We start from the raw sequence: 25,805 nt of genomic DNA, 5'->3' as shown, positions 1-25,805 counted from the left end.
GGTCGAGGACCCCCCGCCGTTTGGTACTGTTTCCCCTGTCGGAACGGCCCGCGAGGGCCGGACGGCACACACCCGGTCCGGGTGGCGGAATGGCAGACGCGCTAGCTTGAGGTGCTAGTGCCCTTTATCGGGCGTGGGGGTTCAAGTCCCCCCTCGGACACCAGCTGAGACCCCACTTCACGTGGGGTTTTCTGCTTTCCGGGCGGCGGCGTGACCGACCACGTGACCCATGGTCCAGCGAGCCCCTGGTCAGACCGTGCAAGACGGGCCGTGTCGGTCCACACCGGAGGGCGCGAGCTTCCGCGCTCCGTCCTTGCTCCGCCCCTACGCGGATGCCCGTAGTGGGCCGTGGTGTAGTGCTCCGCGCGCGGGCGTCGTGCGCCGTGCGGGCGGGAACGGGCCGTGAGCCCCCGTCCACGTCTGCCCATGACGGCCCTGCCTCGCCGACCTCGCTGCCACCGATACGCCGATACGCCGATATGGGGAATCCCCGGGGCATCGGAGCGCAGACCGCACATCGAAACGTTACGGGGGCGTCGGCACCGGCTATCCCGCCGGATGTACGTCCGCTGTCCTCGCGGTCACGCGCCGAGCGATGACCAAGCCACGGGGGCAGCCCGGTCATCCAGGAGTCGTTGTGTCCCCATCCATGCTGTCGAGGCCGCCCGCCACCCTGGGCGAGCCGGGCTCCGGGGCGCATCCCCCGCGCCGAGCGCTGCGGGGCTGCGTGGCCGTACTGGCCGCCATGGGCGTCATGGCCCTGCCCGTAGCCCTGGCGAGCCCTGCCCAGGCCGCAGCGTACGTCCCTTGCGGGAACGTTTCCGCGCTGAATGCCGCCATCGTGCAGGGCAACGCCGCATCCAGCGCCTTCACCATCGCCCTGGCGCCGGGCTGCACCTACACCCTGGACAGTGCCTTCGGTGGTAACACCGGGCTCACCCCGGTCACGGGGAACATCAAGGTCGCGGGCTCCCGCTCGACCATCGCCCGCAGCAGCAGCGCGGCGACGAACTTCCGCGTCATGGAGGTCGGGACCGGGGCCAGCCTCAGTCTCACCGGCGTCACCCTGGCCAATGGCCATCTCCCCGGCGAGCTCGGGGGCGGCGTGCTGAACAACGGCACGCTCACCCTCAACTCCAGTACCGTGCGCGACAGTTTTGGCACCTACGGTGGCGGCATCGCAAGCATCGGCCCTCTCCTCACCCTCAACTCCAGCGCGGTGCGGAACAACTCCGCCGGCTTCGGCGGCGGCGTGCTCCTCGGCGGCCTCGGCAGCAAGTTGGTCGCGAACTCCGGCACCGTGCGGGACAACAGTGCAAGCAACTACGCCGGTGGGGTCGGTACCGGTGGCCCCGATCAGGAGATCGTCCTGCGCTCCGTCACGATCAAGGGCAACACCTCGCCAGGTTTGGGCGGGGGGCTCGCCATCGGTGCGCCCGGTAACACGATCGACGCCATCGGAGGCTCCATCACCGACAACACCGGACGCATCGGTGGGGGATTGGGCGTCGGGGCCCCGGGCTCCCAGGTCCGGCTCTCGGGTGTGACCATCGCCCGCAACGAGGCGACCAGCCTCGGCGCAGGCATGTACACCACGGGGCCGCTCAGGATGTCCGGCGGGTCGCTTCGCGACAACACCTCCGCAGGGACCGGCGGAGGCCTCCACTACGACGGTGGGGACACCGCCACGCTCGTCGGCGTCACCGTCAGAGGAAATTCCGCCACCGACGGCGGTGGCATCTACACGACGTCCACGGTCACCGCAGTCGGAAGCCGATTCTCCAACAACACGCCGAACAACTGCGCCCCGGCCAACACCGTCGCCGGGTGCAACAACTGAGGCACCAGCACCCGCCCGGCAGTGACGGGCCGGGCGGTGGAGCTGCCGGCGGACCTCGGCGCGCCCGGTGGGCGGCGCCGTCGGTCAGGTGGTGCTGAAGAGTCAGGCGCAGAGGTCGAAGCGCCGGGTCGAGGCTCGCCGCGTTCAGCTCCGCCGCAGCGCTGAAGCACCAGCTCCCCCTTGTCCTCGTCCGTTCATACGGTGGGGGAACCCGCTGCCCCGCGTTTAGGTCAATCCCGATGAACCGTAGCCCCACGACTGCCTCCGGCGTCGCGGCTCACGCCAACGTGCACGAGCTTCGTTGCGGCGGCGTCTGAGCGTCAGGGCCAATGATCGTTCACAGGGCCCTTGTGGGGCGGTTCTCGGCCGCCTGGAGGGCTCGGGCCCGAGGGTTGGCCACGTGACCGACGCATGACCAACACCAGGCGGGAACAGGCAGAAGTGCCAGGTAACCGTGCCCGACCGCAGCCACGATGGAGTGACCTCGGGGGGCACGTTTCCCCAGGTCAGAAGGCAAAGGGGCTGGTGCCCGAGTGGAGAGTTCGAGCCGCCCCTCGGACACCGACGGAAGGACCCCGCTTCAGCGGGGTCCTTCTTCGTTCACGGGCACGGCCGACGGCCGCACCGGGTGCGCGGCGGCGGGCCCGGAATGTTTGGTAGTGTTTCGCTCGTCGCAACGCCCCGTGAAGGCGGACGGCACACACCCGGTCCGGGTGGCGGAATGGCAGACGCGCTAGCTTGAGGTGCTAGTGCCCTTTATCGGGCGTGGGGGTTCAAGTCCCCCCTCGGACACAACAGCGAGAGGCCGGTCGGGAGAAATCCCGGCCGGCCTCTCGTGCGTCCTGGACCCCGCGCCGGACGGGCCCGGTCCGGTGGCGCCGCCCCCGGCCGGCCGCCGCCCGGGGGCGTGCGGAGCGCAACGGGCCCCCGTACCGGCGGTGGCCGGCACGAGGGCCCCGGGCGCCTCAGGAGAGGTCAGTCCCGGCCGGCGGCCAGTGCGGCCACTCGGCCGCGGACCAGGAACCAGCCGCCCACCAGAGCAGCAGCGATGGCCGGGACGAGCATGACCGTGGTGCGGCCGACGCCGCCGTCGCTCCACATCAGCACCAGGACCGTGGCGAGGAAGAGCAGGGTCACGACCTGGGTGTAGGGGGCCCAGGGCAGGCGGTACGACGGGCGGGAGACCAGACCGTTCTGCGAGCGGCGCCAGAAGAAGAGCGAACAGAGCATGACCATGCCCCAGGTGCCCAGGATGCCGATGGAGGCGAGGTTGAGGACGATTTCGAAGGCCTCGCCGGGCATCCAGTAGTTCAGGCCGACGCCCGCGACGCCGAAGGCGGCGGTGAACAGGACACCCCCGTAGGGGACCTTGCCCTTGTTCATGACGCCGGTGAACTTCGGGGCCGAGCCGGACAGGGCCATCGAGCGCAGGATGCGGCCGGTCGAGTACAGGCCCGAGTTCAGCGAGGAGAGGGCCGCGGTGAGGACGACCAGGTTCATGATGCCGGCGGTGCCCGGGATGCCGAGCTTGTCGAAGACGGTGACGAACGGGGACTGGTCGGCGGAGTAGGCGGTGTACGGGAGCAGCAGGGCCAGCAGCACGACCGAGCCGACGTAGAAGACGCCGACGCGCCACATGATGGAGTTGATCGCCTTCGGCATGATCTTCTCCGGGTTCTCGGTCTCGCCCGCGGCGACGCCGCACAGCTCGACGGAGGCGTACGCGAAGACGACGCCCTGGACCACTAGGAGCATCGGCAGCACGCCGGAGGGGAAGAGGCCCCCGCTGTCGGTGATCGTCGTGAGGCCGGGGGTGTGGCCGTCGATCGGGTGGCTGGTGGCGACCAGGTAGATGGCCACCAGCATGAAGATCACCAGGGCGCTGACCTTGACGATGGAGAACCAGAACTCCATCTCGCCGAAGTACTTCACCGAGATCAGGTTGGCGGTGAGGACGATGGCGAGCGCGATGAACGCGAGGACCCACTGGGGGACGTCGGTGAACGCGGACCAGTAGTGGGCGAACACGGCGGCGGCTGTGATGTCGGCCACGGTGGTGGTGGACCAGTTCAGGAAGTACAGCCAGCCGGCGGTGTAGGCGCCCTTCTCGCCCATGAACTCACGGGCGTAGGAGACGAAGGCGCCCGAGGAGGGCCGGTAGAGGACGAGCTCGCCGAGGGCGCGGACCACGAAGAAGGCGAAGACGCCGCACACCGCGTAAGCGATCGCGAGGGAGGGGCCGGCACCGGCGAGGCGGCCGCCGGCGCCGAGGAACAGGCCGGTGCCTATCGCTCCGCCGATCGCGATCATGTTGATGTGGCGGGACTTGAGGTCCTTGCTGTACCCCTCGTCACCGGCGTCGACATGGCGGGAGGACGCCGGGGCGGGTGCCTCGGTCATGGTGCGGTCGGTCATGTATGACGTCGCCTTCGTGGGTGGGACAGGCAGCCCGGACGGCCTCGCAGGGGAGCTGGGTGGTGTCCCCTGTGGTGGCTTCCGGGTGATTTGATCGCCATAGGAGACCACGAGGCCGGGCCCGCCACCAAAATCACCCCCTGCATGCGGAAGCCCCCGACGACCTTGGAAACGGGCGCCAGGGGCTTCATAGAGGCTGGAAAAAGAGGTCAGTCGCCGGGTGTGCCCTCAGCCGCCTGGTCGAGGCGGAAGGCTTCGTTGCCGAGGCCGATCCGGGCGTGGACCTCGGGGCGGCTGCGGCGCAGGAGGACTCCGTACAGCAGGCCGACCACGACGGCGGCCCCGATGATGCCCGGCAGGACCCAGCTGAGCGCCGAGCCCTCCTCGGCGCCGACCAGGACGCCGAAGTCCTTGACGGTGTAGACGGCGATGGCGAGCAGGGCGAGGCCGGCGCCGGCGGCCGCGACGAGCCGCCAGACCTGGGCGCCCGCGGTGCCGCGGCGGACGAAGAAGGCGATCACGGCGACGGAGGCGGCGGCCATGAGGAGCGTCACACCGAGGGCCCCGACACTGCCCATCCAGGTGAACAGGTGCAGGACGGGTGCGGTGGGGTCGCCGGCCGGGAGGTCGTCGGTGACCGCGAAGGCGAGGACGACCAGGGTCGCGATGCCGGTCTGCAGGAGCGAGCCGGTGGCGGGCGCACCGGTGCCCGCGTTGGTACGGCCGAAGGCTGCGGGGAGGAGGCCCTCGCGGCCCATGGCGAAGGCGTAGCGGGCGACGACGTTGTGGAAGCTGAGCATGGCGGCGAACATGCCGGTCACGAAGAGGACGTGCAGGACGTCGGTGAAGGCGGTGCCGAGCCGCGCCTCGGTGAGCTGGAAGAGCAGGCCGGGGCCGGCTTCGGCCGCGGTCCCGACGACCTCGCGGGGGCCGGTGGCGACGGTGAGGGCCCAGGCGCTGAAGGCGAAGAAGAGGGCGACGAAGCCGACCGCGAGGAACATCACGCGGGAGACGACGATGTGCGGCCGGCTGGTCTCCTCGGCGTACACCGGGGACTGCTCGAACCCGACGAAGGCGGCGATGCAGAAGCACAGGGCGGTGCCGAGGCCGGGCCCGCTGAGGGTCTCGGGATTGAACGCGTGGAGCGAGAGGCCTTCGGGCCCCGGCTCGGCGAGGGCGGCGGCGTCGAAGATGACGACGAGGGCGCACTCGATCAGGAGGAGGACGCCGAGGACCTTGGCATTGAGGTCGATCTTGAGCCAGCCGAGGGCGCCGGTGACGGCGACCGCGAGCAGGGCCGGGATCCACCACGCGAGCTCGATGTCCAGGTAGGTCGCGAAGAGGCCGGAGATCTCGAAGCCGAGGATGCCGTAGACGCCGACCTGCATGGCGCTGTACGCGACGAGGGCGACGAGCGAGGCGGCGGCACCGGCGGTGGGGCCCAGGCCGCGGGCGATGTAGGCGTAGAAGGCGCCGGCGTTGTGGACGTGGCGGCTCATCTCGGCGTAGCCGACGCTGAACAGCGCAAGGACGAGGCCCAGGATCACGAAGAGCAGGGGCTGGCCGACCACGCCCATCAGCCCGAAAGTCGTGGGCATGACACCCGCGACGACCATCAGGGGGGCACTCGCGGCGAGTACGGAGAGCAGCAGGCCGGCCGTGCCGAGGCGGTCGGCGCGCAGTGCGCGGTCCTGGCCCTTGTACGTGCGTATCTCGGCCGGTTCCTGGAGCGTGGTGGATCTGCCCGTCGGCATGGCGGCGTCCTTTCGGGGGCGCGGTTCTTTCGGGGGCGGGTGGGGGGAGGCGGACGGCCGGGCCGGGGCCGCGGGGGACCGTGACGGGTCAGGCGGTGCCGAGCGCCACGTTGCGCGCTGCGAGGAAGGCCTTGTGGGGGTCGCGGTCGGGATAGGACCAGGGGGCTCGGGTGGCATGGCTGCCGATGCGGTGGAAGAGCGCGGCGGCCTCGGCCGGGCGGCCTTCGCAGAGTTTGGCGTGGGCGAGGAAGTTGAGGTCGACCCGGTTGCGGGGGTGGTCGTCGCGCTCCCACTCCAGCCACCAGTCGAAGGCCGAGCGCAGCACCTGGCGGGCGCGGCGGCCCTCCCAGTGTGCGGCGGCCGATTCGGCCGTGTGGCCGCGGCCGGCGGCGAGCACCCGGTAGCGCTCGGCGTGCGCGACGACGGGGAGCACGGCCAGCGGGGAGTCCGCCGGGGACTCCTCGGCGGCCCAGGCGGCGAAGTCGTAGACCTCGTGGAGCGGATCCTGGCCGGGCGCGAGGGTGCGTTCGGCCAGCTTCGCCACCATCAGGTGGTGGGCGTGGTGGTGCTCGGGGTGACGGGCCCGGACCTGGTCGAAGTGGCGGCTGAACTCCTCCTCGCTGCCGAAGGTCCGGGAGAGCAGGAGCAGCCCGAGCCAGGGGGTGGGGTCGTCGGGAAGCAGCACGGCGGCACGGCGGCAGGCTTCCTCGGCCTCGGCCGGGGTGCCCTTGTGGCGCAGGGCGGTGAAGACGGCGGCGCAGGCGAGGAGGGTGGCGGCGTCGGCGCTGTCCGGTTCGGCGAGCAGCCACTCGCGGGCCCATGCGGTGGCCGCCGGGGTCTGGGCGAGGACGACGACGCGGTGGCCCCTGCGGTCCCAGTCGTCGCCGGTGCCGACGAGGAGGGAACGGACCCTGGCCCACCGCCCCTGAGTGAACTGGGAACGCACGTCGATGAGTTCGGCATCGCAGAGGGCCGGGTCGAAGAGCTGGGCGTCCCGCTTGCGGGTGCGGCCGAGGGGCGGCGGAGGCGGGGACATCCGCGGGATTTCCCTCCAGGACGCGGGCGGACGGGGGTCGGGGCGGCGGGGCCTCCCCCGCGCGCAAGGGGCACGCACGGTCGGGGCGGCCGACCGGTGAGGTCGGGGGGTCGTGCCGGTGGAGCCCCGTGGGGCTCCGGAGGACTGCGGAGGACTGCGGAGGACTGCGGTGGCGTTGCTCGGAGTCTCCGGCGCGCGGGCGGAATTTCGTCGGAACTCCGTTGAGCACTCCGGTGATCACGCACAGCAAACCGTTACGCGCAGCTCCGAGTCAAGGTCCGGTCCAGTGCGTGGCGGGTTTCAACTGCTGTGGCGATCGTGCCAGTTGGGCCGACGATATTCGTTCCGGCCGGCGACGGGAGGCACCCTAGGGTGGCCGTATGACGGCATATGACGATCTTCCCCCGTACCTGCTCGGGTTCCCCGGCCCGTTGCGCGACCAGTTGGTCGCGGCCGTGCTGAGCGGGGCGAAGACCAGCACCACCGGCCTGCTGGCGGAGTACGAGGCGGAACGGGAGCCGCTACCGCGGCCCGGCGCGCGGTCGCTGCTGGTCGACTCCGGCGGGCGCGGGGTGGCGGTGGTGGAGGTGACGGCCGTGGAGGTGCTGCGGCTCGCCGACGTGGGGATGGGGCACGCTCTCGACGAGGGAGAGGGGTACACGTCGGTGGCCGAATGGCGTACGGCGCACGAGGAGTTCTGGCACAGCGAGCCGGTGCGCACGGTGATCGGCGACCCGGGGTTCACGGTCGACGACGACACCCTCGTGGTCGCGGAACGGTTCCGGGTCGCCGAACGGCTGCCCTGACGCTCCCGGCACACGAGCTGTCTGGCGCGGCTGCCGAGCACGGCGGTGGGAGTCGGCCTCGGCAGCCCTCCCGCGCGGGAGCCGGCCTCAGCCCACCGCCCGTGCCGCGGCCCGGCCCGCGGCACGGCCCGAGAAGACGCACCCGCCGAGGAAGGTGCCCTCCAGGGCCCGGTAGCCGTGCACCCCGCCGCCGCCGAAGCCGGCCGCCTCGCCCGCGGCGTAGAGGCCGGGGAGCGGCTCGCCCGTCCCGGTCAGGACCCGCGAGGAGAGGTCGGTCTCCAGGCCGCCCAGGGACTTGCGGGTCAGGATGGAGAGCCGTACCGCGATCAGCGGGCCGGCCTTCGGGTCGAGGATCCGGTGCGGGGCGGCGGTGCGGATCAGCTTGTCGCCGAGGTACCGGCGGGCCCCGCGGATCGCCGTCACCTGGAGATCCTTGGTGAAGGGGTTGGCGACCTCCCGGTCGCGGGCCGTGATCGCGCGCCGCACGGCGGCCTCGTCGAGGAGGTCCTCCCCGGTGACCGCGTTCATGCCGCGCACCAGGGCGGACAGGTCGCGTTCGACGACGAAGTCGGCGCCGTGCTCCATGAAGGCCCTGACCGGGCCGGGTACGGCCTGGCGCGCGCGGGTGATGACGCCGCGCACCGACCGGCCGGTGAGGTCGGGGTTCTGCTCGGAGCCGGAGAGGGCGAACTCCTTCCCGATGATGCGCTCGTTGAGCACGAACCAGGTGTGGTCGTGGCCCGTCCGCATGATGTGGTCGAGCGTGCCGAGGGTGTCGAAGCCCGGGAAGAGCGGTACGGGCAGCCGTCTGCCCGTGGCGTCCAGCCAGAGCGGGGACGGGCCGGGGAGGATGCGGATCCCGTGCCGGGCCCAGATCGGGTCCCAGTTCCGGATGCCCTCGGTGTAGTGCCACATCCGGTCCTTGTTGATGTGGCTGGCGCCCGCCGCCTCCGCGATCCCCAGCATGAGGCCGTCGACGTGCGCGGGTACGCCGGAGAGCATCCGTGCGGGCGGAGTGCCGAGCCGGGCAGGCCACTGCGCGCGCACGAGGTCGTGGTTGCCGCCGATGCCGCCGCTGGTGACGATCACGGCCTGGGCCCGCAGGGAGAAGGTTCCGGCGGCCTCGCGGCTGCTGGCGGTGCCTCGCGCGGCGTCGGAGGGTTCGAGGATCTCCCCGGTCACGGTGTCCAGGGCGCCGGCGGTGGCGGCCAGACCGGTCACCCGGTGGCGGAACGCCAGCCGGACCAGGCCGCGGGCCACACCCTCCCGGACCCGCCGCTCGAACGGCTCCACCAGCCCGGGCCCGGTGCCCCAGGTGATGTGGAAGCGCGGGACGGAGTTGCCGTGGCCGTCCGCGTCGTAGCCGCCGCGCTCGGCCCAGCCGACGACGGGGAAGAAGCGGACTCCCCGCGCGTGCAGCCAGCGGCGCTTCTCCCCGGCCGCGAAGTCGACGTAGGCCCCGGCCCAGCGGCGCGGCCAGGCGTCCTCCTCGCGGTCGAACCCGGCGGTGCCGAGCCAGTCCTGGAGGGCGAGGTCCCGACTGTCCCTGATCCGCATCCGGCGCTGCTCGGGCGAGTCCACGAGGAACATCCCGCCGAAGGACCAGTGCGCCTGGCCCCCGATGGACTGTTCCGGCTCCTGGTCGAGCAGGACCACCTTGCGGCCCGCGTCGACGAGCTCGGCGGTGGCCACCAGGCCCGCGAGCCCGGCTCCGATCACGATCACGTCTGCGTCGTACGTCATGCGGACACCCGTCCTCCGTCGATGGTGGGGCAGATCCTTTGCTACGGAGCGGTAACCAGTCAACAGCGGTGGTTGGATGGGCCCGTGAGTGCCGCTGATGAAGTACTGGACGTGGTGGACCGGGACGACCGGGTCCTCGGGCAGGCCCCGCGGGGCGAGGTGTACGCCCGCGGCCTGATCCACCGCTGTGTGTTCGTGCTGGCCAGGGACGCGGAGGAGCGGATCTTCGTGCACCGGCGGACCGCTTCGAAGCTCGTCTTCCCCTCGCACTACGACATGTTCGTGGGCGGGGTGGTGGGCGCCGGCGAGAGCTACGCCGAGGCCGCGCTGCGGGAGGCCGAGGAGGAGCTCGGGGTGCGGGGGCTGGCACAGCCGGAACCGCTGTTCAGGTTCCTGTACGAGGGCCCGGGCGGGGCTTGGTGGTCGTCCGTGCACGAGGTGCGGTGCGAGCTGCCGGTGGCCCCGCAGGGCTCGGAGGTGGCCTGGCACTCCTTCCTGACGCGGGAGGAGCTGGACCGGCGGATCGGGAGCGGGCAGTGGCCCTGGGTGCCGGACGGGTTGGAGGCCTACCGGCGGCTGCGGGCGTATCGCGGCTCCCGCCAGTAGATTGATCCGGTGATCGACTTCGTCAAGGACGTACGCCTGTGGTTCGCACCGTCGCGGCTGAAGGATGAGGGCGACACCCCCGACTACCGCTTCTCGCTGGCCAACGAGCGCACGTTCCTCGCCTGGATCCGGACCGCCCTGGCGCTGGTCGGCGGCGGTTTCGCCGTCGACCAGTTCCTGCCCGACCTGCGCTGGGGGGTGCGCGTGGGCATGGCCTTCGCGCTCCTCGCGGTCGGCGCGGCCTGCGCGCTGCGGGCGGTGAACCACTGGGTGCGCTGCGAGCGGGCGATGCGGCGGCACGAGGACCTGCCGCTGTCGCGGTTCCCGGTGGTGCTGAGCCTGGGCGTGGGGCTGGTCGCGGTGGCGATGGTGGTGGTCGTGCTGCTGGGCTGGACGTCCGGGCGGTGAGCGTCCCGGGGGTGGATCGCGACGCCGGGCTCCAGCCCGAGCGGACCCGGCTGGCGTGGCGGCGTACGACGCTGGCGTCCTCGGTGGTGGCGGTGCTGGCCCTGCGGCAGGCGCTGCGCGGGCCGGGGTCGCCGTCGGAACTGGCCGGGGCCGCGTTGATCGTGTTGGTCTGGCTGGCGTTCCTGTGGGTGGCGCACCGCAGGATCCGGGCCTTGGCCACCGGCCGGCCGCGGGTGCTGGACCCCGGGTCGGCGCTGTCCGTGGTGGCGTGCACGGTGGCGCTGGCGGCGTTCGCGGTGGCGGTCATCCTCTGAGCCGTCGGCCCCATCATCACACTTCCCCCGATCAAGCGGGACACAACAGGTGACAGCCGACCATTCGCACTAGTCTCGGCGCCATGACGACCCTCCACCACGAACACCCCACGCACCAGCACGCCCACGGCGCGGACTGCGGCCACCGGGCGGTCCCGCACGGCGACCACGTCGACTACGCGCACGACGGCCACCTGCACCGGGAGCACTCGGGGCACTGGGACGAGTGCGAGCCGACCGGGCACACCGCGCACGAGGGCCACGCCCACACCCACGGCACGGGCTGCGGGCACGACACGGTCCAGCACGGCGACCACGTCGACTACCTGCACGACGGACACCGCCACGCCGCACACGACGGGCACTACGACGACCACTGATCTGCGAGGCCGTCACCGGCCCGCTCCCCCGGCCCACCAGGGGTGACCGGTGGCGGCACCCGCCCTCCCCCCGTGCGGCGACGACTGACAGGATGCCGACCGTCCGTCAAAGCGACCCGGGGAGAGCGCAGATGCCCGTCGACGACCCGTACCTCGTCCAGCCCGCACCGGGGGTGTACGCCTACGTGCAGCCCGACGGAGGATGGTGCCTGAACAACGCCGGCTTCGTCAGCGACGGCGGCCGGACCCTGCTCATCGACACCGCCGCCACCGAGCGGCGCGCACTGGCGCTGCGTGACGCGATCGCGGCGGCCGGGGTGCCGCTCCCCCGGACGGTGGTGAACACCCACCACCACGGCGACCACACCTACGGCAACTGCGTCTTCACCCCCGGGGCGCTGATCCTCGGGCACGACGCCGCTCGGGCCGAGCAGCTCGCCGCGGGCCACCAGCTGGAGATGATCTGGCCGGCGACGGACTTCGGGGCGATAGACATCACCGCCCCCGACCTGACCTACAGCGACCGGGCGACCGTGCACGTGGGCTCGACCGAGGTGCGGGTCGTCCACCCGGGGGTCGCGCACACCACCGGGGACTCGGTCGTGTGGGTGCCCGAGCACCGGGTGGTCTTCACCGGGGACCTGGTCTTCGCCGGGGGCACGCCGTTCCTTGCGATGGGCTCGCTCGCCGGCTCCCTGCGGGCCCTGGAGCTGCTGCGGTCACTGGACGCGGAGACCGTCGTACCGGGCCACGGACCGCTGACGGACCCGTCGTCCTACGACTCCACCGAGCGCTACCTGCGGTACGTGGCCGAAGTCTCCCGGGAGGGGCGGGCCGGGGGGCTGACCCCGCTGGAGGTGGCCCGGCAGGCCGACCTCGGCGAGTTCGCGGCCTGGCGGGAGAGCGAGCGGCTGGTGGCCAACGTGCACCGGGCCTACGCGGAGCTGGCCGGGGAGCCGGAGGGTGCGCCGCTGGACATACCGGCGGTGCTCGCGGACATGACGGTGATGAACGGCGGTACGCCGATCCTGTGCCACGCGTGAGTCCGGCGAGTCCGGCGGGCCGGAGTCGATCCTCCGGCCCGCCCACTGGACGGCATACCGACTGGTCGGCATGATTGCCTGCGATGGTGCGCCGACGCACCACCGCACGTCCCCACCGACTCTCCGCACGGAGGTGCGCACATGACCTCAGCCCCGGCCGACCCGCCAGGCCTGGATCTGGAGCGGCTGCGCGGCCATCTCGACCGGGTCCGACCGGGACTCGCGGCCGCTGCGCTGCGCGGCCGGCTGATCGAGGGAGGCCGGTCGAATCTCACGTACGAGATCACCGACGGGACCGGCCGCTGGGTGGTGCGCCGGCCGCCGCTCGGCCATGTGCTGGCCACCGCCCACGACATGCGCCGCGAGCACCGGGTCATCGCGGCGCTGCACGGAACGGCCGTGCCGGTCCCGGAGCCGGTGCTGCTGTGCGAGGACGAGGAGGTGCTCGGGGCGCCGTTCTACGTCATGGAGTACGTGGACGGGGTGCCGTACCGCACGGCCGGCGAACTCGCCGCCATCGGCCCGGAGCGGACCCGGCGGGCGGTGCTCGGACTGGTGGACACGCTGGTCGACCTGCACGCGGTGGATCCGGAGGCGGTGGGCCTGGGCGACTTCGGCCGGCCGGAGGGTTTCCTCGACCGGCAGCTGCGCCGCTGGGGCAAGCAGCTCGCGGCCTCGCGGGGGCGTGAGCTCGCCGGGATCGACGAGCTGCACGGCGCGCTGGGCCGCAGGCTGCCCGGCTCCCCCGCCCCGACCGTGGTGCACGGGGACTACCGCCTGGACAACGTGCTGATCGACGGGACCCCGTCCGGCACCGACACGATCCGGGCGGTGCTGGACTGGGAGATGTCCACGCTCGGCGATCCGCTGACCGACCTCGGGCTGCTGGTGATGTACAGCTCCGATCTGGGACTGGCCGGATCCCCCGTCAGCACGACGAGCGGAGCCCCCGGCCACCCGGCTCCCGCGGAACTGGTCGAGCGGTACGCCGCGCGCTCCGGGCGGGACACCGGGGCCATCGCCTGGTACACGGCCTTCGCCTGGTTCAAGCTCGCGGTGATCCTCGAGGGCATCCACTACCGCTACACGCTCGGGCAGACCGTCGGCGCGGGCTTCGACCGGATCGGCGAGCTGGTTCCGGTCTTCATCGAGCACGGACTGACCACCCTCCAGGAACTGCAGGAAGGCTGAGGCACCCCGCATGGATTTCGCATTCGACGACCGGACCGAGGAACTCCGCGAGCGGCTGCTCGCGTTCATGGAGGAGTACGTCCACCCGGCGGAAGCCGTCGCCGCCGAGCAGCGCGCACGGTTGGCCTCGCCCTGGGACACCCCGGCCGTCCTCGGTGAGCTGAAGGCCGAGGCGCGCCGCCAGGGCCTGTGGAATCTCTTCCTCCCGGACCCGGAGTACGGTGCGGGGCTGACCAACCTCCAGTACGCACCGCTGGCGGAGATCACCGGCCGCAGCCCGCACCTGGCGCCCACTGCGACCAACTGCGCGGCCCCCGACACCGGGAACATGGAGCTGCTGGCGCAGTTCGGGAGCGAGGAGCAGAAGAAGCAGTGGCTGGAGCCCCTGCTGGAAGGCGCGATCCGCTCCGCCTTCGCGATGACGGAGCCCGAGGTGGCCTCCTCGGACGCGACGAACATCGAGACCCGGATCGAACGGGACGGTGACGCGTATGTGGTCACGGGCCGCAAGTGGTTCATCTCCGGCGCCATGAACCCGGACTGCAAGATCTTCATCGTGATGGGCAAGACCGACCCGGACGGCGCCGATCCGCGCCGTCAGCAGTCGATGGTCCTGGTCCCCCGGGACACCCCGGGGGTCGAAGTGCGGCGGGCCATGACGGTGTACGGGTACGAGGACCACGACCACGGCGGCCACGCCGAAGTGGTGTTCGACGGGGTACGGATCCCCGCGGCGAACCTGATCGGGGAGGAGGGCGGCGGCTTCGCCATCGCCCAGGCGCGGCTCGGCCCGGGACGCATCCACCACTGCATGCGGCTGATCGGGATGGCGGAGCGGGCCATCGAGCTGATGTGCCGGCGGGCGGTGGAGCGGACGGCCTTCGGCAAGCCGCTGGCCGCGCAGGGCGTCGTGCAGAACTGGATCGCCGACGCGCGGGTCGCGGTGGAGCAGTTGCGGCTGCTGGTGCTCAAGACGGCCTGGCTGATGGACACGGTCGGGAACCGGGGCGCCCACACCGAGATCCAGGCCATCAAGATCGCGACCCCGCGGGCGGTGGTACGGATCCTGGACGACGCGGTGCAGCTGCACGGCGCGGGCGGGGTGAGCCAGGACTTCCCCCTGGCCGAGCTGTGGGCCGCGGCCCGCACCCTGCGCCTGGCCGACGGTCCGGACGAGGTGCACCAGCGCTCCCTGGCCCGCCGCGAACTGAAGCGGTACCTCTAGCCTCGGGCCGGCCCCGGGCGCAGCAGGGCCTCCACGCGCCGGCCCGCCACCCGCCCGGGCCCCGGGCCGGCCGGATCGTGGCCGGGCCGGGCGCGGCGTGCGCACCGGCCCGCGCCGCGGCCCGCGCACCGGCCTCAGCGGGCCGTGACGCGGCCCGCCGCCGCGGAGATCACCTCGTCCAGCACGTCGCGGGAGCGGATCAGCTCGCCGATCATCCGGTCGATCCGCTCCCGTTCGGCAGCGAGCTCGGCCACCAGCGCAGGGGTCGCACGCACCGACGGGCCGCCGTCCTCGTCCCGCATGCAGGGGAGGATCTGCCCGATCTTCGTGCTGTTGAGGCCGGCCGCGTAGAGCTCCTGGATGCGGATGACCCGGTCCACCGCCCGCTCGGGGAAGTCCCGGTGCCCGCCGGGCGTGCGGTCGGCGGCCAGCAGGCCCTGTGCCTCGTAGTAGCGCAGCGAGCGCTCGCCCACGCCGGTGCGCGCCGCCAGTTCTCCGATCCGCACGGTCCCCCCAGGCCTTGAACCTGACACCAGTGTCAGGTTTTACGGTACCCGGCATGACGCAGAAGACACTTTTCGCCCCCGCCCGACTCGGCGGGCTGGAGCTCCCCAACCGCCTCGTGATGGCCCCGCTGACGCGCAATCGCGCCGGCGCCGACGGGGTCCCCGGCGCCCTCATGGCCACGTACTACGCGCAGCGCGCCTCGGCCGGCCTGATCATCGCCGAGGCCGCCGCACCGAACGCCGTCGGCCAGACCTATCCGCACATCCCCGGCATCCACACCCCGGCGCAGATCGCCGGCTGGCGCCGGGTCACCGGCGCGGTGCACACGGCAGGCGGGCGGATGTTCCTCCAGCTCCAGCACGGCGGCCGGGTCGGCCACCCGGACACCAGCGGGCACGTCCCGCTGGCCCCGTCGGCCGTACGCTTCCCCGAGCAGCTGCACACCCCCGGCGGGCTCCAGGACGCGCTGACGCCCCGGGAGATGACGGACGAGGACATCAGGGCCACCGTGGCCGACTTCGCGAAGGCGGCGCGCAACGCCGTCGACGCCGGGTTCGCCGGGGTGGAGGTGCACTCCGCCAACGGCCACCTGCTCCACCAGTTCCTCGCACGGAACACCAACCGGCGCACCGACCGGTGGGGCGGGTCCGCCGAAGGCCGCATCCGCTTCACCGTCGAGGTGGTGCGGGCGGTGATCGGGGCCGTCGGGGCGGACCGGGTCGGCGTCCGCATCTCGCCGGGACTCGGCGTCAACGGCATCGAGGAGGGCGACACCGAGGCTCTCTACCCGGCGCTGGTCGAGGCACTGGCGCAGCTCGGCCCGGTCTATCTGCACCAGGTGTACGCCGACCCGGCCGCTCCCCTCTTCGGCGGGATCCGCCGCGCCTGGCCGGGCACGCTGATCGCCAACCCGGCACTGACCCGCGAGGAGGTGGCGACCGACGCCGGAATGCGCAGGGGCGAGCGGCTGCTGGCCGCGGGCGCCGACCTGATCGCGCTGGGCCGGGGCTTCCTCGCCAACCCCGACCTCGTGGAACGGCTGCGCGGGGGTGCTCCGCTCAACGCGCTCCGGCCGGAGTTCTTCATGTACGTCCAGGGCGCCGAAGGGTACACCGACTATCCCGCGCTGGACGCCTCGGGGATCAGGGCCGCAGCGCCCTCAGCAGCAGGTCCGCGAGGTGGTCGGCGACCTGCTGCGGTGTGAGCGGACCATCGGCCCGGTACCAGGTGGACAGGTGGTGCACGGAGCCGAAGTGGTAGTCCACCACCAGGTCGGCGGGGGTGGCGGTGGAGAACACGCCGGTCCGCTGACCCTCCTCGATGAGTGCCCGGAAGCGCTCGTGGTAGCGCCGGCGCTCCGCCCGTACCTGCTTGAACTTCTCCGGGCTGAGCTGGTGCATCGACCGGAAGAAGATCATGGCGTCGTCGAGGTTCTCGATGGTGGTGACGACGACGTCGGCTGCCGCGGCCCGCAGCCTTTCCTCGACGGGGGCGTCGGACGAGGCCACCGCGTCGAGGCGCTGCTGCTGGAGGCGCAGCATCCGCGCGTACACCTCGTGCAGCAGGTCGTCCTTGGACCCGAAGTAGTGGTAGAGCGCGCCCTTGGTGACCCCGGCAGCCTCCACGATCTCCTGGACGGAGGTGCGGTCGTAGCCGCGCTCGGCGAACAGCCGGGTGGCGACGGCCAGCAGCCGCTGCGGTACCGGGGCTTCGTGGGTGCCTGCGGGTTCCGTGGTCCTGGCCGCCATGCTGCTGACCTTCCTTTTCTCGTTCCTGCCTGGTCGCTGCGACCAGCTGTACGACCGTCCGACTGTTTTCAGCCGCGATCGCGCAGTTCGCGTCGCAGGATCTTGCCACTGGTCGTCTTCGGAAGGACAGGCAGGATCTCGACCTGGCGCGGGTATTTGTACGCGGCGATGCGTGCGGCACAGTACGCGGACAGCTCGTCGGGCTCGGTCGAGGCCCCCGGGCGCAGGCTCACGTAGGCCTTGACGCTCTCCCCGCGGTAGGGGTCGGGGACGCCGACCACGGCGGCCTCGCGCACGGCGGGGTGGGTGTAGAGCACGTCCTCGACCTCGCGGGGCCAGACCTTGAAGCCGGACGCGTTGATCATGTCGTTCTTGCGGTCGACCACGTAGAGCCAGCCGTCCGGGTCCATGAAGCCGACGTCCCCGGTGCGCAGTTCGCCGTCCGGGAAGGCCTCGGCGGATTCCGCGGGCAGGCCCCAGTAGCCGGGTACGACCTGGGGGCCGCGGACGGCGATCTCTCCGGTCTCGCCGAGGGGCAGCTCGTCCCCGTGCTCTCCGAGGATCCGTACGAGCGTGTCGGTGCCGGGCAGGCCCACGGAGAGGGTCCCGGAGGCTGGATCGACCGGCGCTTCGAGGTGCACGGGCACGCTGGCGCAGGGGGCGGTGCACTCGGTGAGGCCGTAGCCGTTGCGGAGGTAGAACCCGAAGGCGGCGCGGAGGCGTTCGACGAGTGCGGGCGGGAGCGGCGCGCCACCGGAGGAGACCACCTGGAAGGAGGCGAAGTGGCCCGGGGTGGCGGCGGGGTGGGCGGCGAGGGCCATGAAGGCGGTGGCCGGGCCGACGGTGTAGGCGGGCCGGTGTTCCAGGAAGGCGTCGAGGACGGCGCCGGCGTCGAAGCGGTGGGCCAGGACGAGGGTGCCGGCGTTGACGAAGCAGGCGGCGAGCTCGCAGACCATGCCGGTGATGTGGAAGAGGGGTGCGAGGGCGAAGTAGCCGGCTCCCTCGGCGATGGGGTGGGAGGTGACCTGCCGTACGGCGTTGTAGGTGAGGGCGCCGTGCGGGTTCATGGCGCCCTTGGGGGTGCCGCTGGTGCCGGAGGTGTAGCTGATGAGGGCGGTGTCCGCGGCGGTGAGGTCCGGGCCGTGCGGAGCGGGCCGGCCGCCACGGGCCACGGTGGCGAGGTCCGCGGCGACGGGACCGGCGGCGTCCGCGAGGGGATCCGCGGTGTCCGCAGCGGCGGGCAGCTCACCGCCGGACACCGGGTCCGGCGCGACCGCTTGTGCGGGCAGGAGCGGACGGTCGGGGCCCGGGGTCGCGGCGGTGCCGGTGACCGGTGCGGGGCCGAAGACGCGCGGGTCGTTCCTGGTCTGGAAGTCCCGGGCCGAGGTGGTCAGCACGCACCGCACGGCGCTGCCCCGCACCGCCCGGCGAAGGTACGCCGTCCAGGCACGGTCGTCGCACACCAGCGCGGCGGCCCCGGAGTCGTGCAGGGCGTGGCCGACCTCGCCGGCCTTGTACATGGGGTTGAGGGGCACCACGACCGCCCCGGCCTTCCAGGCGCCGAGGACGGCGAGCACGAAGTGCGGGGTGTTCTGGAGCATGACCGCGACCCGGTCACCGCGGCGGACGCCCCGCGCCGCGAGGTGGCCCGCGATCGAGTCGGAGAGCGCATCGGCCTCGGCGTAGCCGACCCGGCCGTCGAAGTAGGCGAGCGCGGTGCGTTCGGGAGCGCGGGCCACGGCCTCCCGGAAGGCGTGCAGGACGGTGGGCGGTGGTGCGACGGGCGCCAGCTGGGCCGGGGAGAGCAGTCCGCGCCAGGGCCGGGAGGCGGAGGCGGGGGGCGGGATCGGAGTCGGGCCGGCGGCGGGGGTCACCTGGTCTCCCATGTCTGCTGGAGGTGGTTCATGCGGCTCAGCCAGCGGTCCGGGTCGGTGGCGCGGGCAGCGTGGTGGTCGGCGACCTCGGGGTGCGGGAGGATCAAGAAACGGCCCTTCTCCATGCCGTCGAACAGCGCGTCCGCGACCGCTTCCGGCTCGATCGCGGTCGGCGCGAGGACGAGTTCGCCCGCCGAGCCCGCGGCGGTCAGCATGTCGGTGCGCACTCCTTGCGGACAGACGGCATGGACCTGGACACCGCGGTGCCGGTAGGTCAGCGAGAGCCATTCCGCGAAGGCGAGCGCACCGTGCTTGGTGACACTGTACGGGGCGGCTCCGATCATGCTGAGCAGTCCCGCGGCCGAGACGGTGGAGACGAAGCGGCCGCTCCCCCGCTCCAGCCAGTCGGGCAGCAGCAGCCGGGCGGCGCGGACGTGGGCCATCACGTTGACGTTCCAGGCGGCTTCCCAGACGGCATCGTCGGCGTCCGCGCCGCCGCCCGCGGCGAGTCCGGCGTTGGCGCAGTAGACGTCGATCGTCCCGCCGAGCGCTTCGCGGGCCTCGGCCGCGACCTGCGAGGCGTCGCCGGGCACGGGGATCGCCCGGGCGCCGATGGCGCCCGCGACGGCCGCGGCCTTGGCGGGGTCGAGGTCGTTGACGACCACCGTGGCGCCTTCGGCCGCGAAGCGGTGGGCGAGCGCGGCGCCGATGCCGCCGCCCGCGCCGGTGACGACGACTCGCTGGTCCTGGTACGCGCTCACGGGATCACACCTCTCATGCGGCGGGTTTGCGGATCCGGGCAGACTAACCAGTCGGTATGTCGAGGCGGAAGGGGCTCGGTGCCTAGCGTGGCCGGATGACGCTGTCGCGACGCGGGGTGCTGGGGCTGGCCGGAGCCGTGGGATCGGCGGGTGCTGCGGGCGCCCTGGGCACGGCGGGGACCGGCGGGTCCGCCGCGCCGCGGGCGGCGGGACGGGTGCGCACCGGCTTCGAGCGGCTCGCGGCAGGCGGGTACGCCCTCCTGGCCGGGCAGAAGGTCGGGGTGGTCACGAACCCGACCGGGATCACCCCCGACGCACGCCACCTGGTGGACGTGCTGCACGCGGACGACCGGGTCGACCTCGTTGCGGTGTTCGGGCCCGAACACGGCTTCCGCGGGACGGCGCAGGCCGGGAACTCCGAGGGAGCCTCGCGGGACCCGGCGACCGGGCTGCCCGTGTACGACACGTACGGCAAGAGCGGGCAGCAACTCGCCGACGTGTTCGCGGCGGCCGGGGTCGACACCGTCGTCTTCGACATCCAGGACGTCGGGGCCCGCTTCTACACCTACATCTGGACCCTCTACGACTGCATGCGGGCGGCCGCCCTCGCGGACCGGACGGTGGTGGTCCTGGACCGGCCGAACCCGGTGGGCGGCCTGCGGGCCGCGGGCCCGGTGCTGGAGCGGCCGTACGCGAGCTTCGTGGGCCGGGAGCCGATCGCCCTCGCCCACGGGATGACGGCGGCGGAGCTGGCCCGGCTCTTCAACGGCGAGTTCCTGGCCGCCGGTCCGGCCCCCGCCGGACCGGTGCGGCTGAAGACGGTGGCGATGTCCGGGTGGCGGCGCGGATCCTTCTTCGGGGAGACCGGACTGCCCTGGGTGCCGCCGAGCCCGAACATGCCGACACCGGACACGGCCCTCGCGTACGCCGGCACCTGCCTGTTCGAGGGGACGAACCTCTCGGAGGGGCGAGGGACGACCACGCCCTTCGAGGTCCTGGGGGCGGAGGGCATCGACCGGAGGTGGGCGGAGGCGGCGAACGGGCTGGGGCTACCCGGCGTGTGGTTCCGGGAGGCGTACTTCACCCCGGCGTTCTCCAAGCACGCGGGGAAGCTGTGCGGCGGGGTCCGGCTGATCGTGCACGACCGGGAGGCCTTCGACCCGGTACGGTCCGGTATCGGGCTGCTGGTGACCGCTCGCCGGGTGTGGAGCGGTTTCGGCTGGCGCGCGGACCACTGGATCGACCGGCTGACCGGCTCGGACCGGGTGCGCAGGCTGGTGGACGCGGGCGCCGGGGTGGCGGAGGTCGCGGGCGACTGGACGGCCGGGCTGGCCCGCTTCGAGGCGGTGCGCGCGCAGTACCTGCTCTACTCCTGAACCGGCCGCGCCGGAGGGCTGGCCGGACGGGCACCGCAGCGGGATGCTGACCGCACCGGAGGCACGGCGTGAAGGGGGACGTCATGACGGACATCGGTGGCGGATTCGGCTTCGGAGCGGGAACCGGGATCGGAGTGGGGCCGTACGCGGAGCTGACCTTCGACTCCGAGGGTGACGTGGACCGCGCCGCGCAGGGGACGGTGTCCCGGATGGAGGCGACGGACGTTCTGGTCTTCGCGCACGGCTGGAACAGCGACCGGTCCACGGCCACCCGGCTCTACGACCGGTTCTTCGCACCCTTCCCCGCCCTGGTGGGGCAGGGGGTACGGCTGGGGTACGTGGGTGTCGTGTGGCCCTCGATGCGGTTCTCCGACGAGCCGATACCCGACTTCGAGGCGGCCGGCGCCCTCGCGGAGCCGACCTACGGCTGCGCGCTGGACCCTCTCACCCGGCAGGCGCTCGGGGAGTTCTGGCCCGGACGGCGCACGGAGCTGGACCGGTTGGCGGAACTGCTGGCGGAGCAGCCGGAATCGGCGGTGGCGCTCATCGAGTTCGGCGCGCTGGTCAGGGAGCTGGCCGGCCTCGACGGGGTGCACGCGGTGACGGCTCCTGCGGTACCGGCGATCTTCGCGGACGACGTGCTGGAGGTCTGCCGGGCCCTCTCGCACGCCCTGGCCCGGGCCGGCGCCGCGGCCGCCGGCACCGGCGGGCCGGGCCTGACCATCGGCGGCGGCCTGCGCGGGCTGTGGGGCGGCGCCAAGGAACTGCTGCGACAGGCCACCTACTACACGATGAAGAAGAGGGCCGGTGTGGTCGGCGAGCGGGGGCTGGGCCCGGTCCTGGCCGAACTGGCCGCGGCCCGCCCGGCCCTGCGGTTCCATCTGGTCGGACACAGCTTCGGGGCTCGCGTGGTGTCCTTCTCGCTGCGCGCGGTGCCGGACGGGGCCCGGTACGTCAGGTCCGTGACCCTGCTCCAGGGGGCCTTCTCCCACTACGCGTTCGCCGATCGGCTGCCGCACGACAGAAGGCGCGGCGGAGCCCTGCGCGGCCTCCACCGCAAGGTCGACGGGCCGGTGGTCGCCTGCCATTCCCCGCACGACTCGGCGCTCCGGGTCTTCTATCCGCTGGCGTCCCGGATGGCAGGCGATTCGGCCGGTCTGCTCGGTTTCGACGAGCGGTGGGGCGCGATCGGGCACGACGGGGTCCGGGCGGTGCCGGGAGCGCCCCGGCTGAGCCTCGCCACCGTCCTGCGCGAGGGGCTGCCCGCGGACGGTTGCGTCAGCGTGGACGCGGGCTCCGTGGTTCGGCGCGGCGGCGCGCCCTCGGGGGCGCACAGCGACATCTGCCACGAGGAACTGGCCCGGGTGGTGGTGTCGGCGGGGCGCATGGGGCGCTGAGTTCCGGCCATGTGCCACCCGCACGCCTCGTCCGCCCCCGCATGCGCCCACCGCCGACCGGGCATGTTGGGCACATCGGCGGAGGTGATGGTGTGATGGCGGGATTCCGGAGTCTGGCCTATCAGGTGCGCGACGCGCGCAATGACCGGGCCCTGCGGCGCCACTCGCTGCGTCGCTGTCTGGAGCGGTTCGCACCCTACGGGCACCGGGCCACGTGGTGGCACCTGTGCGACCGGCACGGCATCGCCCCCGAGGACCGCGGGGCGGATCCGCTGCGGCTGGTGGCCGCGCTGGAGGAGTTGGAGGACGCGCGGACGGTCTGGCTGGAGTACGAGCGCCAGTTCGCGGAGCGACGGCGGCGGGAGAAGCACCACGGGTTGCGCCGGCCGGAGTGGGCGTGGGGCGGAAGCGGGGACGCGGTGGTGCGCTGCGCGGACCCGGGGGTGCGGCCGGAGGGGCCGCTGGGCGAGGTGCTGCGGCGGCTGGTCCGGGCGCTGGAGTCGGAGCCGGGAACGGCGTGTCCGGTCTGCGGGGACACCGAACTGCGGTGGCCCGAGATGCGCCCGATGGGCCCCTGGGAGGGGGCTCTGGCCTGGGACGGGCCGGTGTGCGCGGGCTGCGGCATCGTGGTGCCCAGACCGGCCCTGGCGGACCTCCCTGCGACGGACGCCGCGTGAGGGGTGGGGGTCGGCCTGCCGTGGTGGCACTGAACGGCTCGCGCTGCGCCGGTGACGGCCCTGCCGTGCCCATGTCGCCGCAGGATCTGACGGAGTCGGCGGTGCGGGCGGTCGCCGCCGGGGCGGGCGAGGTGCTCGTGCACCCGCGGACGCCGTGCGGGCGGGAGAGTCTCTCGCCTCGGGTGGTCGGGCCGGTGTTGGAGGCACTGCGGGGCGCGGGGGTGGGCGTACCGCTGGCGGTGCCGGCGGGGATCGCGGCCGAGGCGGATCCGGCGGAGCGGCTGGCGCGGGTCGGCGCCTGGACGGTGCTGCCGGACCGGGCGGTGGTCCACTTCGCGGACCCGGGGGCCGCCGGGCTCGCCGAGGCGCTGCTGGCGCGGGGCGTCGGGGTGGACGCGGTGGCCCCGCTGGGCCTGCGGGCCGGTCCGGAGCCGCTGGAGCGGCTGCGGGCCTGGCTGGCACGGAGCCCGGGCGGCCGCGGGGGCGGGGTCCGGGTGGTGGCCGAGATCACCTCGGGGCATCAGGACGGGCCGGCGACCGGGCCCGCCCTGCCGGCCGGTCTGCGCGGACTGCCCCCGGAGACGCTCCTGCTGTTCGGCCGGGACGGCGCCTCGTGGCCGGCGCTGCGGCTGGCTGCCCGGTGCGGTACGGCTGCACGTACCGGCGTAGGGGACGTCCTCCACCTGCCGGACGGGCGGCCGGCCCGGTCGAATGCCGAACTGGTGTCGGCGGCCAGGGAGTTGCTGCCAAGAAACCACGGCCCGGAACCACATGCCCCTGGCGGGCGCCCTGCCGACCAGGCCGGGCTCACAGCGCCGGACCACGCTCCTTGAGGGGGCCGGGCCGGCGGCGGGCACCTCAGAGCCGCGAGCCGGTGAGCCGTTCGCCGAAGACGTCGTCGGGGTTGGACAGGGCGCAGGTCTCCATCGAGAGGCAGCCGCAGCCGATGCAGTCCGTCAGGTGGTCGCGCAGGCGGGTGAGTCGACCGATCCTTCCGTCGAGCTCGGCGCGCCAGGCCTCGGACAGGCGGGCCCAGTCCTCACGGTTGGGGGTGCGCTCCTCGGGGAGCTGCGCGAGCGCCTCGCGGATGCTGGCGAGCGGGATGCCCACCCGCTGGGCCGCACGGACGAAGGCCACCCGGCGCAGCGCGTCACGGGTGTAGCGGCGCTGGTTGCCGGCGGTGCGACGGCTGCTGATCAGCCCCTTGGCCTCGTAGAAGCGGAGCGCGGAGACGGCGGCGCCGCTCCGGGCGGACAGCTGGCCGACGGTGAGTTCGTGGATTTTCTCGGGAATCTGCGGCACCCGGCCGAGGGTAGTCGGAGGTCCGTTGACATACACATGCGGTCCCAGCATGCTGAGCAAGCGCTTATTCGTCCGTCAGTGGTCCGCGAGAGACAGGAACAGGCATGGCCGAGCCGAGGGTCTTCACGTCCGCCGACGAGCTGCGCGCCGGGATCGGCGAACGGCTCGGCCCGAGCGGGTGGCTGGAGGTGGACCAGAAGCGGATCGACCTTTTCGCGGACGCGACCGGCGACCACCAGTGGATCCACGTGGACCCGGAGCGCGCGGCGACCGGACCCTTCGGTTCCACGATCGCGCACGGCTATCTGACGCTGTCCCTGCTGCCCAGCCTGGTTCCCCAGCTGATGCGGGTCGACGGCATGCGGATGGGCCTCAACTACGGTACGAACAAGGTGCGTTTCCCGGCGACGGTGCCGGTCGGCTCACGGCTGCGCGCCACCGCCGTGATCACGGAGGTCGCCGAGGCCGGCGGCGGCGTACAGGTCACCGCCACGGTGACCGTGGAACGCGAGGGCGGCGAGAAGCCGGTGTGCGTCGCGGAGTCGGTGTCACGCTACTACTTCTGAGGACCGCGCCCGTCGGGGCTGCCGCTTGCAGGGTTCACCCCTGGCGGGTCCACGGCTCGGCGGGTCTACCGCACCCGGGGGTCCGGCCGCGCGCCGACCATGCGCAGGACGAGGTCGGCGTAGAGTGCGCCGACCTCGTCGGGCGTCCGGCGTCCCTCCGTGTTGAACCAGCGGGCCACGTCGATGCACAGCGACAGCACGGCGAGGGTCGTGCCCGGCACGTCGGGGACGGCGAACTCCCCCGCCGCGACACCGTCGGCCAGGATGCGGCGCACGGCGGCGTCGCTCTGCCGCCGCAGCGCCACGATCTCGGAGCGGTGCTCGGGAGCCAGGGCGTCGAGCTCGTACTGGACCACGCGAGCGGTGGTGTGGTGCGCGGCGTGCCACCGCACGAAGGACCGCACGGCGGCGTCGAGGCGCTCGGCGGCGCAGCCCGGGCCGTCGGCGGCGGTGGTGAGGATCTCCAGCGCCTTGTCGTGCCCGATGCGGCTGATCCGGTGGAGCAGTTCCTCTTTGGTCTTGTAGTGGATGTAGAGCGCGGCCGGGCTCATGCCGGCGCGGCCCGCGATGTCACGCGTGGTGGTGGCGTGGTAACCGCGCTCGGCGAAGGCGGCGACGGCGGCGACGAGCAGCCGCCGTGCGGCGTCCGGGGTGACCTCGGACCACGGCCGGTAGCCGTCGGCCGTGTCCTCCGCGCTGTCCATCGCCCACTCACCTCTTCACCGTTCGGAAGTGAACACCCTACACGGAAGGTGAGCAAGCGCTTAGGTCGTTCGCGCCCGCCGGTCCGGCCCGTGCAGCCGTCTCGGCCACCTCGGCCACTTCGGCCGCTTCGG

Annotated in this window: 25 protein-coding genes and 2 tRNA genes; 17 read left to right on the top strand and 10 right to left on the bottom strand. The window is 73.0% G+C overall.

The window, feature by feature from the left end:
- The first annotated feature begins 75 nt into the window (after positions 1-75).
- The 3 genes from AW27_RS27330 (at position 76) to AW27_RS27320 (ending at position 2,632) form a co-directional block, all read left to right on the top strand.
- A tRNA-Leu gene (locus AW27_RS27330) sits at positions 76-163 on the top strand.
- 474 nt (positions 164-637) lie between these two features.
- Positions 638-1,840 carry a hypothetical protein gene (locus AW27_RS27325; protein WP_157840303.1) on the top strand — a complete coding sequence of 401 codons (1,203 nt, stop codon included), beginning with the start codon at positions 638-640 and terminating at the stop codon, positions 1,838-1,840.
- 707 nt (positions 1,841-2,547) lie between these two features.
- Positions 2,548-2,632 (top strand) — tRNA-Leu (locus AW27_RS27320).
- A gap of 183 nt (positions 2,633-2,815) precedes the next feature.
- On the opposite strand, the gene AW27_RS27315 is transcribed toward AW27_RS27320, so the two are convergent.
- The 3 genes from AW27_RS27315 to AW27_RS27305 all read right to left on the bottom strand — a co-directional run bounded on the left by AW27_RS27315 (position 2,816) and on the right by AW27_RS27305 (position 7,045).
- Positions 2,816-4,255 carry an amino acid permease gene (locus AW27_RS27315; protein ID WP_037925740.1) on the bottom strand — a complete coding sequence of 480 codons (1,440 nt, stop codon included), beginning with the start codon at positions 4,253-4,255 and terminating at the stop codon, positions 2,816-2,818.
- Between the two features lie 209 nt (positions 4,256-4,464).
- Positions 4,465-6,009 carry an APC family permease gene (locus AW27_RS27310; RefSeq protein WP_037925738.1) on the bottom strand — a complete coding sequence of 515 codons (1,545 nt, stop codon included), beginning with the start codon at positions 6,007-6,009 and terminating at the stop codon, positions 4,465-4,467.
- A gap of 88 nt (positions 6,010-6,097) precedes the next feature.
- Positions 6,098-7,045 carry a hypothetical protein gene (locus AW27_RS27305; RefSeq protein WP_037925737.1) on the bottom strand — a complete coding sequence of 316 codons (948 nt, stop codon included), beginning with the start codon at positions 7,043-7,045 and terminating at the stop codon, positions 6,098-6,100.
- Between the two features lie 380 nt (positions 7,046-7,425).
- Between AW27_RS27305 and AW27_RS27300 the strand changes: the two genes are divergently transcribed.
- Complete coding sequence (locus AW27_RS27300; protein WP_037925736.1) at positions 7,426-7,851, top strand: ASCH domain-containing protein; 426 nt, start codon at positions 7,426-7,428, stop codon at positions 7,849-7,851.
- Positions 7,852-7,938: 87 nt separating this feature from the next.
- Here AW27_RS27300 and AW27_RS27295 read toward each other — a convergent pair whose 3' ends face one another.
- Positions 7,939-9,594 carry an FAD-binding dehydrogenase gene (locus AW27_RS27295; protein ID WP_304949922.1) on the bottom strand — a complete coding sequence of 552 codons (1,656 nt, stop codon included), beginning with the start codon at positions 9,592-9,594 and terminating at the stop codon, positions 7,939-7,941.
- A gap of 84 nt (positions 9,595-9,678) precedes the next feature.
- On the opposite strand from AW27_RS27295, the gene AW27_RS27290 reads away from it, so the two are divergent.
- From AW27_RS27290 to AW27_RS27260, 7 genes are all read left to right on the top strand, one after another.
- Positions 9,679-10,200, top strand: coding sequence for an NUDIX domain-containing protein (locus tag AW27_RS27290; protein ID WP_037926448.1), 522 nt, complete (start codon positions 9,679-9,681; stop codon positions 10,198-10,200).
- A gap of 9 nt (positions 10,201-10,209) precedes the next feature.
- Positions 10,210-10,608 (top strand): YidH family protein, encoded by a 399-nt coding sequence (locus AW27_RS27285; RefSeq protein ID WP_030963723.1) that lies wholly within the window; start codon positions 10,210-10,212, stop codon positions 10,606-10,608.
- A gap of 11 nt (positions 10,609-10,619) precedes the next feature.
- Positions 10,620-10,922, top strand: coding sequence for a DUF202 domain-containing protein (locus tag AW27_RS27280; protein ID WP_236647776.1), 303 nt, complete (start codon positions 10,620-10,622; stop codon positions 10,920-10,922).
- Positions 10,923-11,005: 83 nt separating this feature from the next.
- Positions 11,006-11,302, top strand: coding sequence for a hypothetical protein (locus AW27_RS27275; protein ID WP_037925727.1), 297 nt, complete (start codon positions 11,006-11,008; stop codon positions 11,300-11,302).
- A gap of 131 nt (positions 11,303-11,433) precedes the next feature.
- The gene (locus AW27_RS27270) at positions 11,434-12,345 is read left to right on the top strand and encodes an MBL fold metallo-hydrolase (protein WP_037925725.1); all 912 of its coding nucleotides are present in this window, start codon (positions 11,434-11,436) and stop codon (positions 12,343-12,345) included.
- 141 nt (positions 12,346-12,486) lie between these two features.
- Complete coding sequence (locus AW27_RS27265; protein WP_037925723.1) at positions 12,487-13,536, top strand: phosphotransferase family protein; 1,050 nt, start codon at positions 12,487-12,489, stop codon at positions 13,534-13,536.
- A 10-nt stretch (positions 13,537-13,546) separates the two neighbouring features.
- Complete coding sequence (locus AW27_RS27260) at positions 13,547-14,761, top strand: acyl-CoA dehydrogenase family protein (RefSeq protein ID WP_037925721.1); 1,215 nt, start codon at positions 13,547-13,549, stop codon at positions 14,759-14,761.
- A gap of 134 nt (positions 14,762-14,895) precedes the next feature.
- Here AW27_RS27260 and AW27_RS27255 read toward each other — a convergent pair whose 3' ends face one another.
- The gene (locus tag AW27_RS27255) at positions 14,896-15,267 is read right to left on the bottom strand and encodes a MerR family transcriptional regulator (protein WP_037925719.1); all 372 of its coding nucleotides are present in this window, start codon (positions 15,265-15,267) and stop codon (positions 14,896-14,898) included.
- A 53-nt stretch (positions 15,268-15,320) separates the two neighbouring features.
- Here AW27_RS27255 and AW27_RS27250 point away from each other — a divergent pair, with 53 nt between their 5' ends.
- Positions 15,321-16,472, top strand: coding sequence for an alkene reductase (locus AW27_RS27250; protein WP_037925718.1), 1,152 nt, complete (start codon positions 15,321-15,323; stop codon positions 16,470-16,472).
- Here the strand turns inward: AW27_RS27250 and AW27_RS27245 are convergent.
- The 3 genes from AW27_RS27245 to AW27_RS27235 all read right to left on the bottom strand — a co-directional run bounded on the left by AW27_RS27245 (position 16,411) and on the right by AW27_RS27235 (position 19,651).
- Entirely contained in the window at positions 16,411-17,016 is a 606-nt protein-coding gene (locus tag AW27_RS27245) for a TetR/AcrR family transcriptional regulator (RefSeq protein WP_037925716.1), read from the bottom strand. The two genes, AW27_RS27250 and AW27_RS27245, sit on opposite strands and share 62 nt — an antisense overlap.
- 68 nt (positions 17,017-17,084) lie before the next feature.
- Positions 17,085-18,902 carry an AMP-binding protein gene (locus tag AW27_RS27240; protein ID WP_063890631.1) on the bottom strand — a complete coding sequence of 606 codons (1,818 nt, stop codon included), beginning with the start codon at positions 18,900-18,902 and terminating at the stop codon, positions 17,085-17,087.
- Positions 18,887-19,651, bottom strand: a complete 765-nt coding sequence (locus AW27_RS27235; RefSeq protein ID WP_037925714.1) for an SDR family NAD(P)-dependent oxidoreductase — start codon at positions 19,649-19,651, stop codon at positions 18,887-18,889. The genes AW27_RS27240 and AW27_RS27235 overlap by 16 nt, the downstream gene beginning before the upstream one ends.
- 95 nt (positions 19,652-19,746) lie before the next feature.
- On the opposite strand from AW27_RS27235, the gene AW27_RS27230 reads away from it, so the two are divergent.
- The 4 genes from AW27_RS27230 to AW27_RS27215 all read left to right on the top strand — a co-directional run bounded on the left by AW27_RS27230 (position 19,747) and on the right by AW27_RS27215 (position 23,934).
- A complete protein-coding gene (locus AW27_RS27230; RefSeq protein ID WP_037925713.1) occupies positions 19,747-21,027 on the top strand; it encodes an exo-beta-N-acetylmuramidase NamZ family protein in 1,281 nt (426 codons plus the stop codon).
- 83 nt (positions 21,028-21,110) lie between these two features.
- Entirely contained in the window at positions 21,111-22,424 is a 1,314-nt protein-coding gene (locus AW27_RS27225) for a serine-threonine protein kinase (RefSeq protein ID WP_172671377.1), read from the top strand.
- Positions 22,425-22,519: 95 nt separating this feature from the next.
- Positions 22,520-23,101, top strand: a complete 582-nt coding sequence (locus AW27_RS27220; protein ID WP_037926443.1) for a hypothetical protein — start codon at positions 22,520-22,522, stop codon at positions 23,099-23,101.
- Between the two features lie 20 nt (positions 23,102-23,121).
- Positions 23,122-23,934, top strand: coding sequence for a 3-keto-5-aminohexanoate cleavage protein (locus tag AW27_RS27215; RefSeq protein WP_236647774.1), 813 nt, complete (start codon positions 23,122-23,124; stop codon positions 23,932-23,934).
- A gap of 25 nt (positions 23,935-23,959) precedes the next feature.
- On the opposite strand, the gene soxR is transcribed toward AW27_RS27215, so the two are convergent.
- Entirely contained in the window at positions 23,960-24,403 is a 444-nt protein-coding gene (gene soxR / locus AW27_RS27210) for a redox-sensitive transcriptional activator SoxR (RefSeq protein WP_037925711.1), read from the bottom strand.
- 104 nt (positions 24,404-24,507) lie between these two features.
- On the opposite strand from soxR, the gene AW27_RS27205 reads away from it, so the two are divergent.
- Positions 24,508-24,969, top strand: a complete 462-nt coding sequence (locus tag AW27_RS27205) for a MaoC family dehydratase (protein WP_037925710.1) — start codon at positions 24,508-24,510, stop codon at positions 24,967-24,969.
- Between the two features lie 65 nt (positions 24,970-25,034).
- On the opposite strand, the gene AW27_RS27200 is transcribed toward AW27_RS27205, so the two are convergent.
- Entirely contained in the window at positions 25,035-25,673 is a 639-nt protein-coding gene (locus tag AW27_RS27200) for a TetR/AcrR family transcriptional regulator (protein ID WP_037925709.1), read from the bottom strand.
- Between the last annotated feature and the right edge of the window lie 132 nt (positions 25,674-25,805).

Origin of the sequence: Streptomyces sp. PCS3-D2 (genome assembly GCF_000612545.2) — a bacterium.
Taxonomy (GTDB): domain Bacteria; phylum Actinomycetota; class Actinomycetes; order Streptomycetales; family Streptomycetaceae; genus Streptomyces.
The sequence above is the reverse complement of the archived record's forward strand: the minus strand, read 5'-3'. Positions and strand labels throughout refer to the sequence as shown.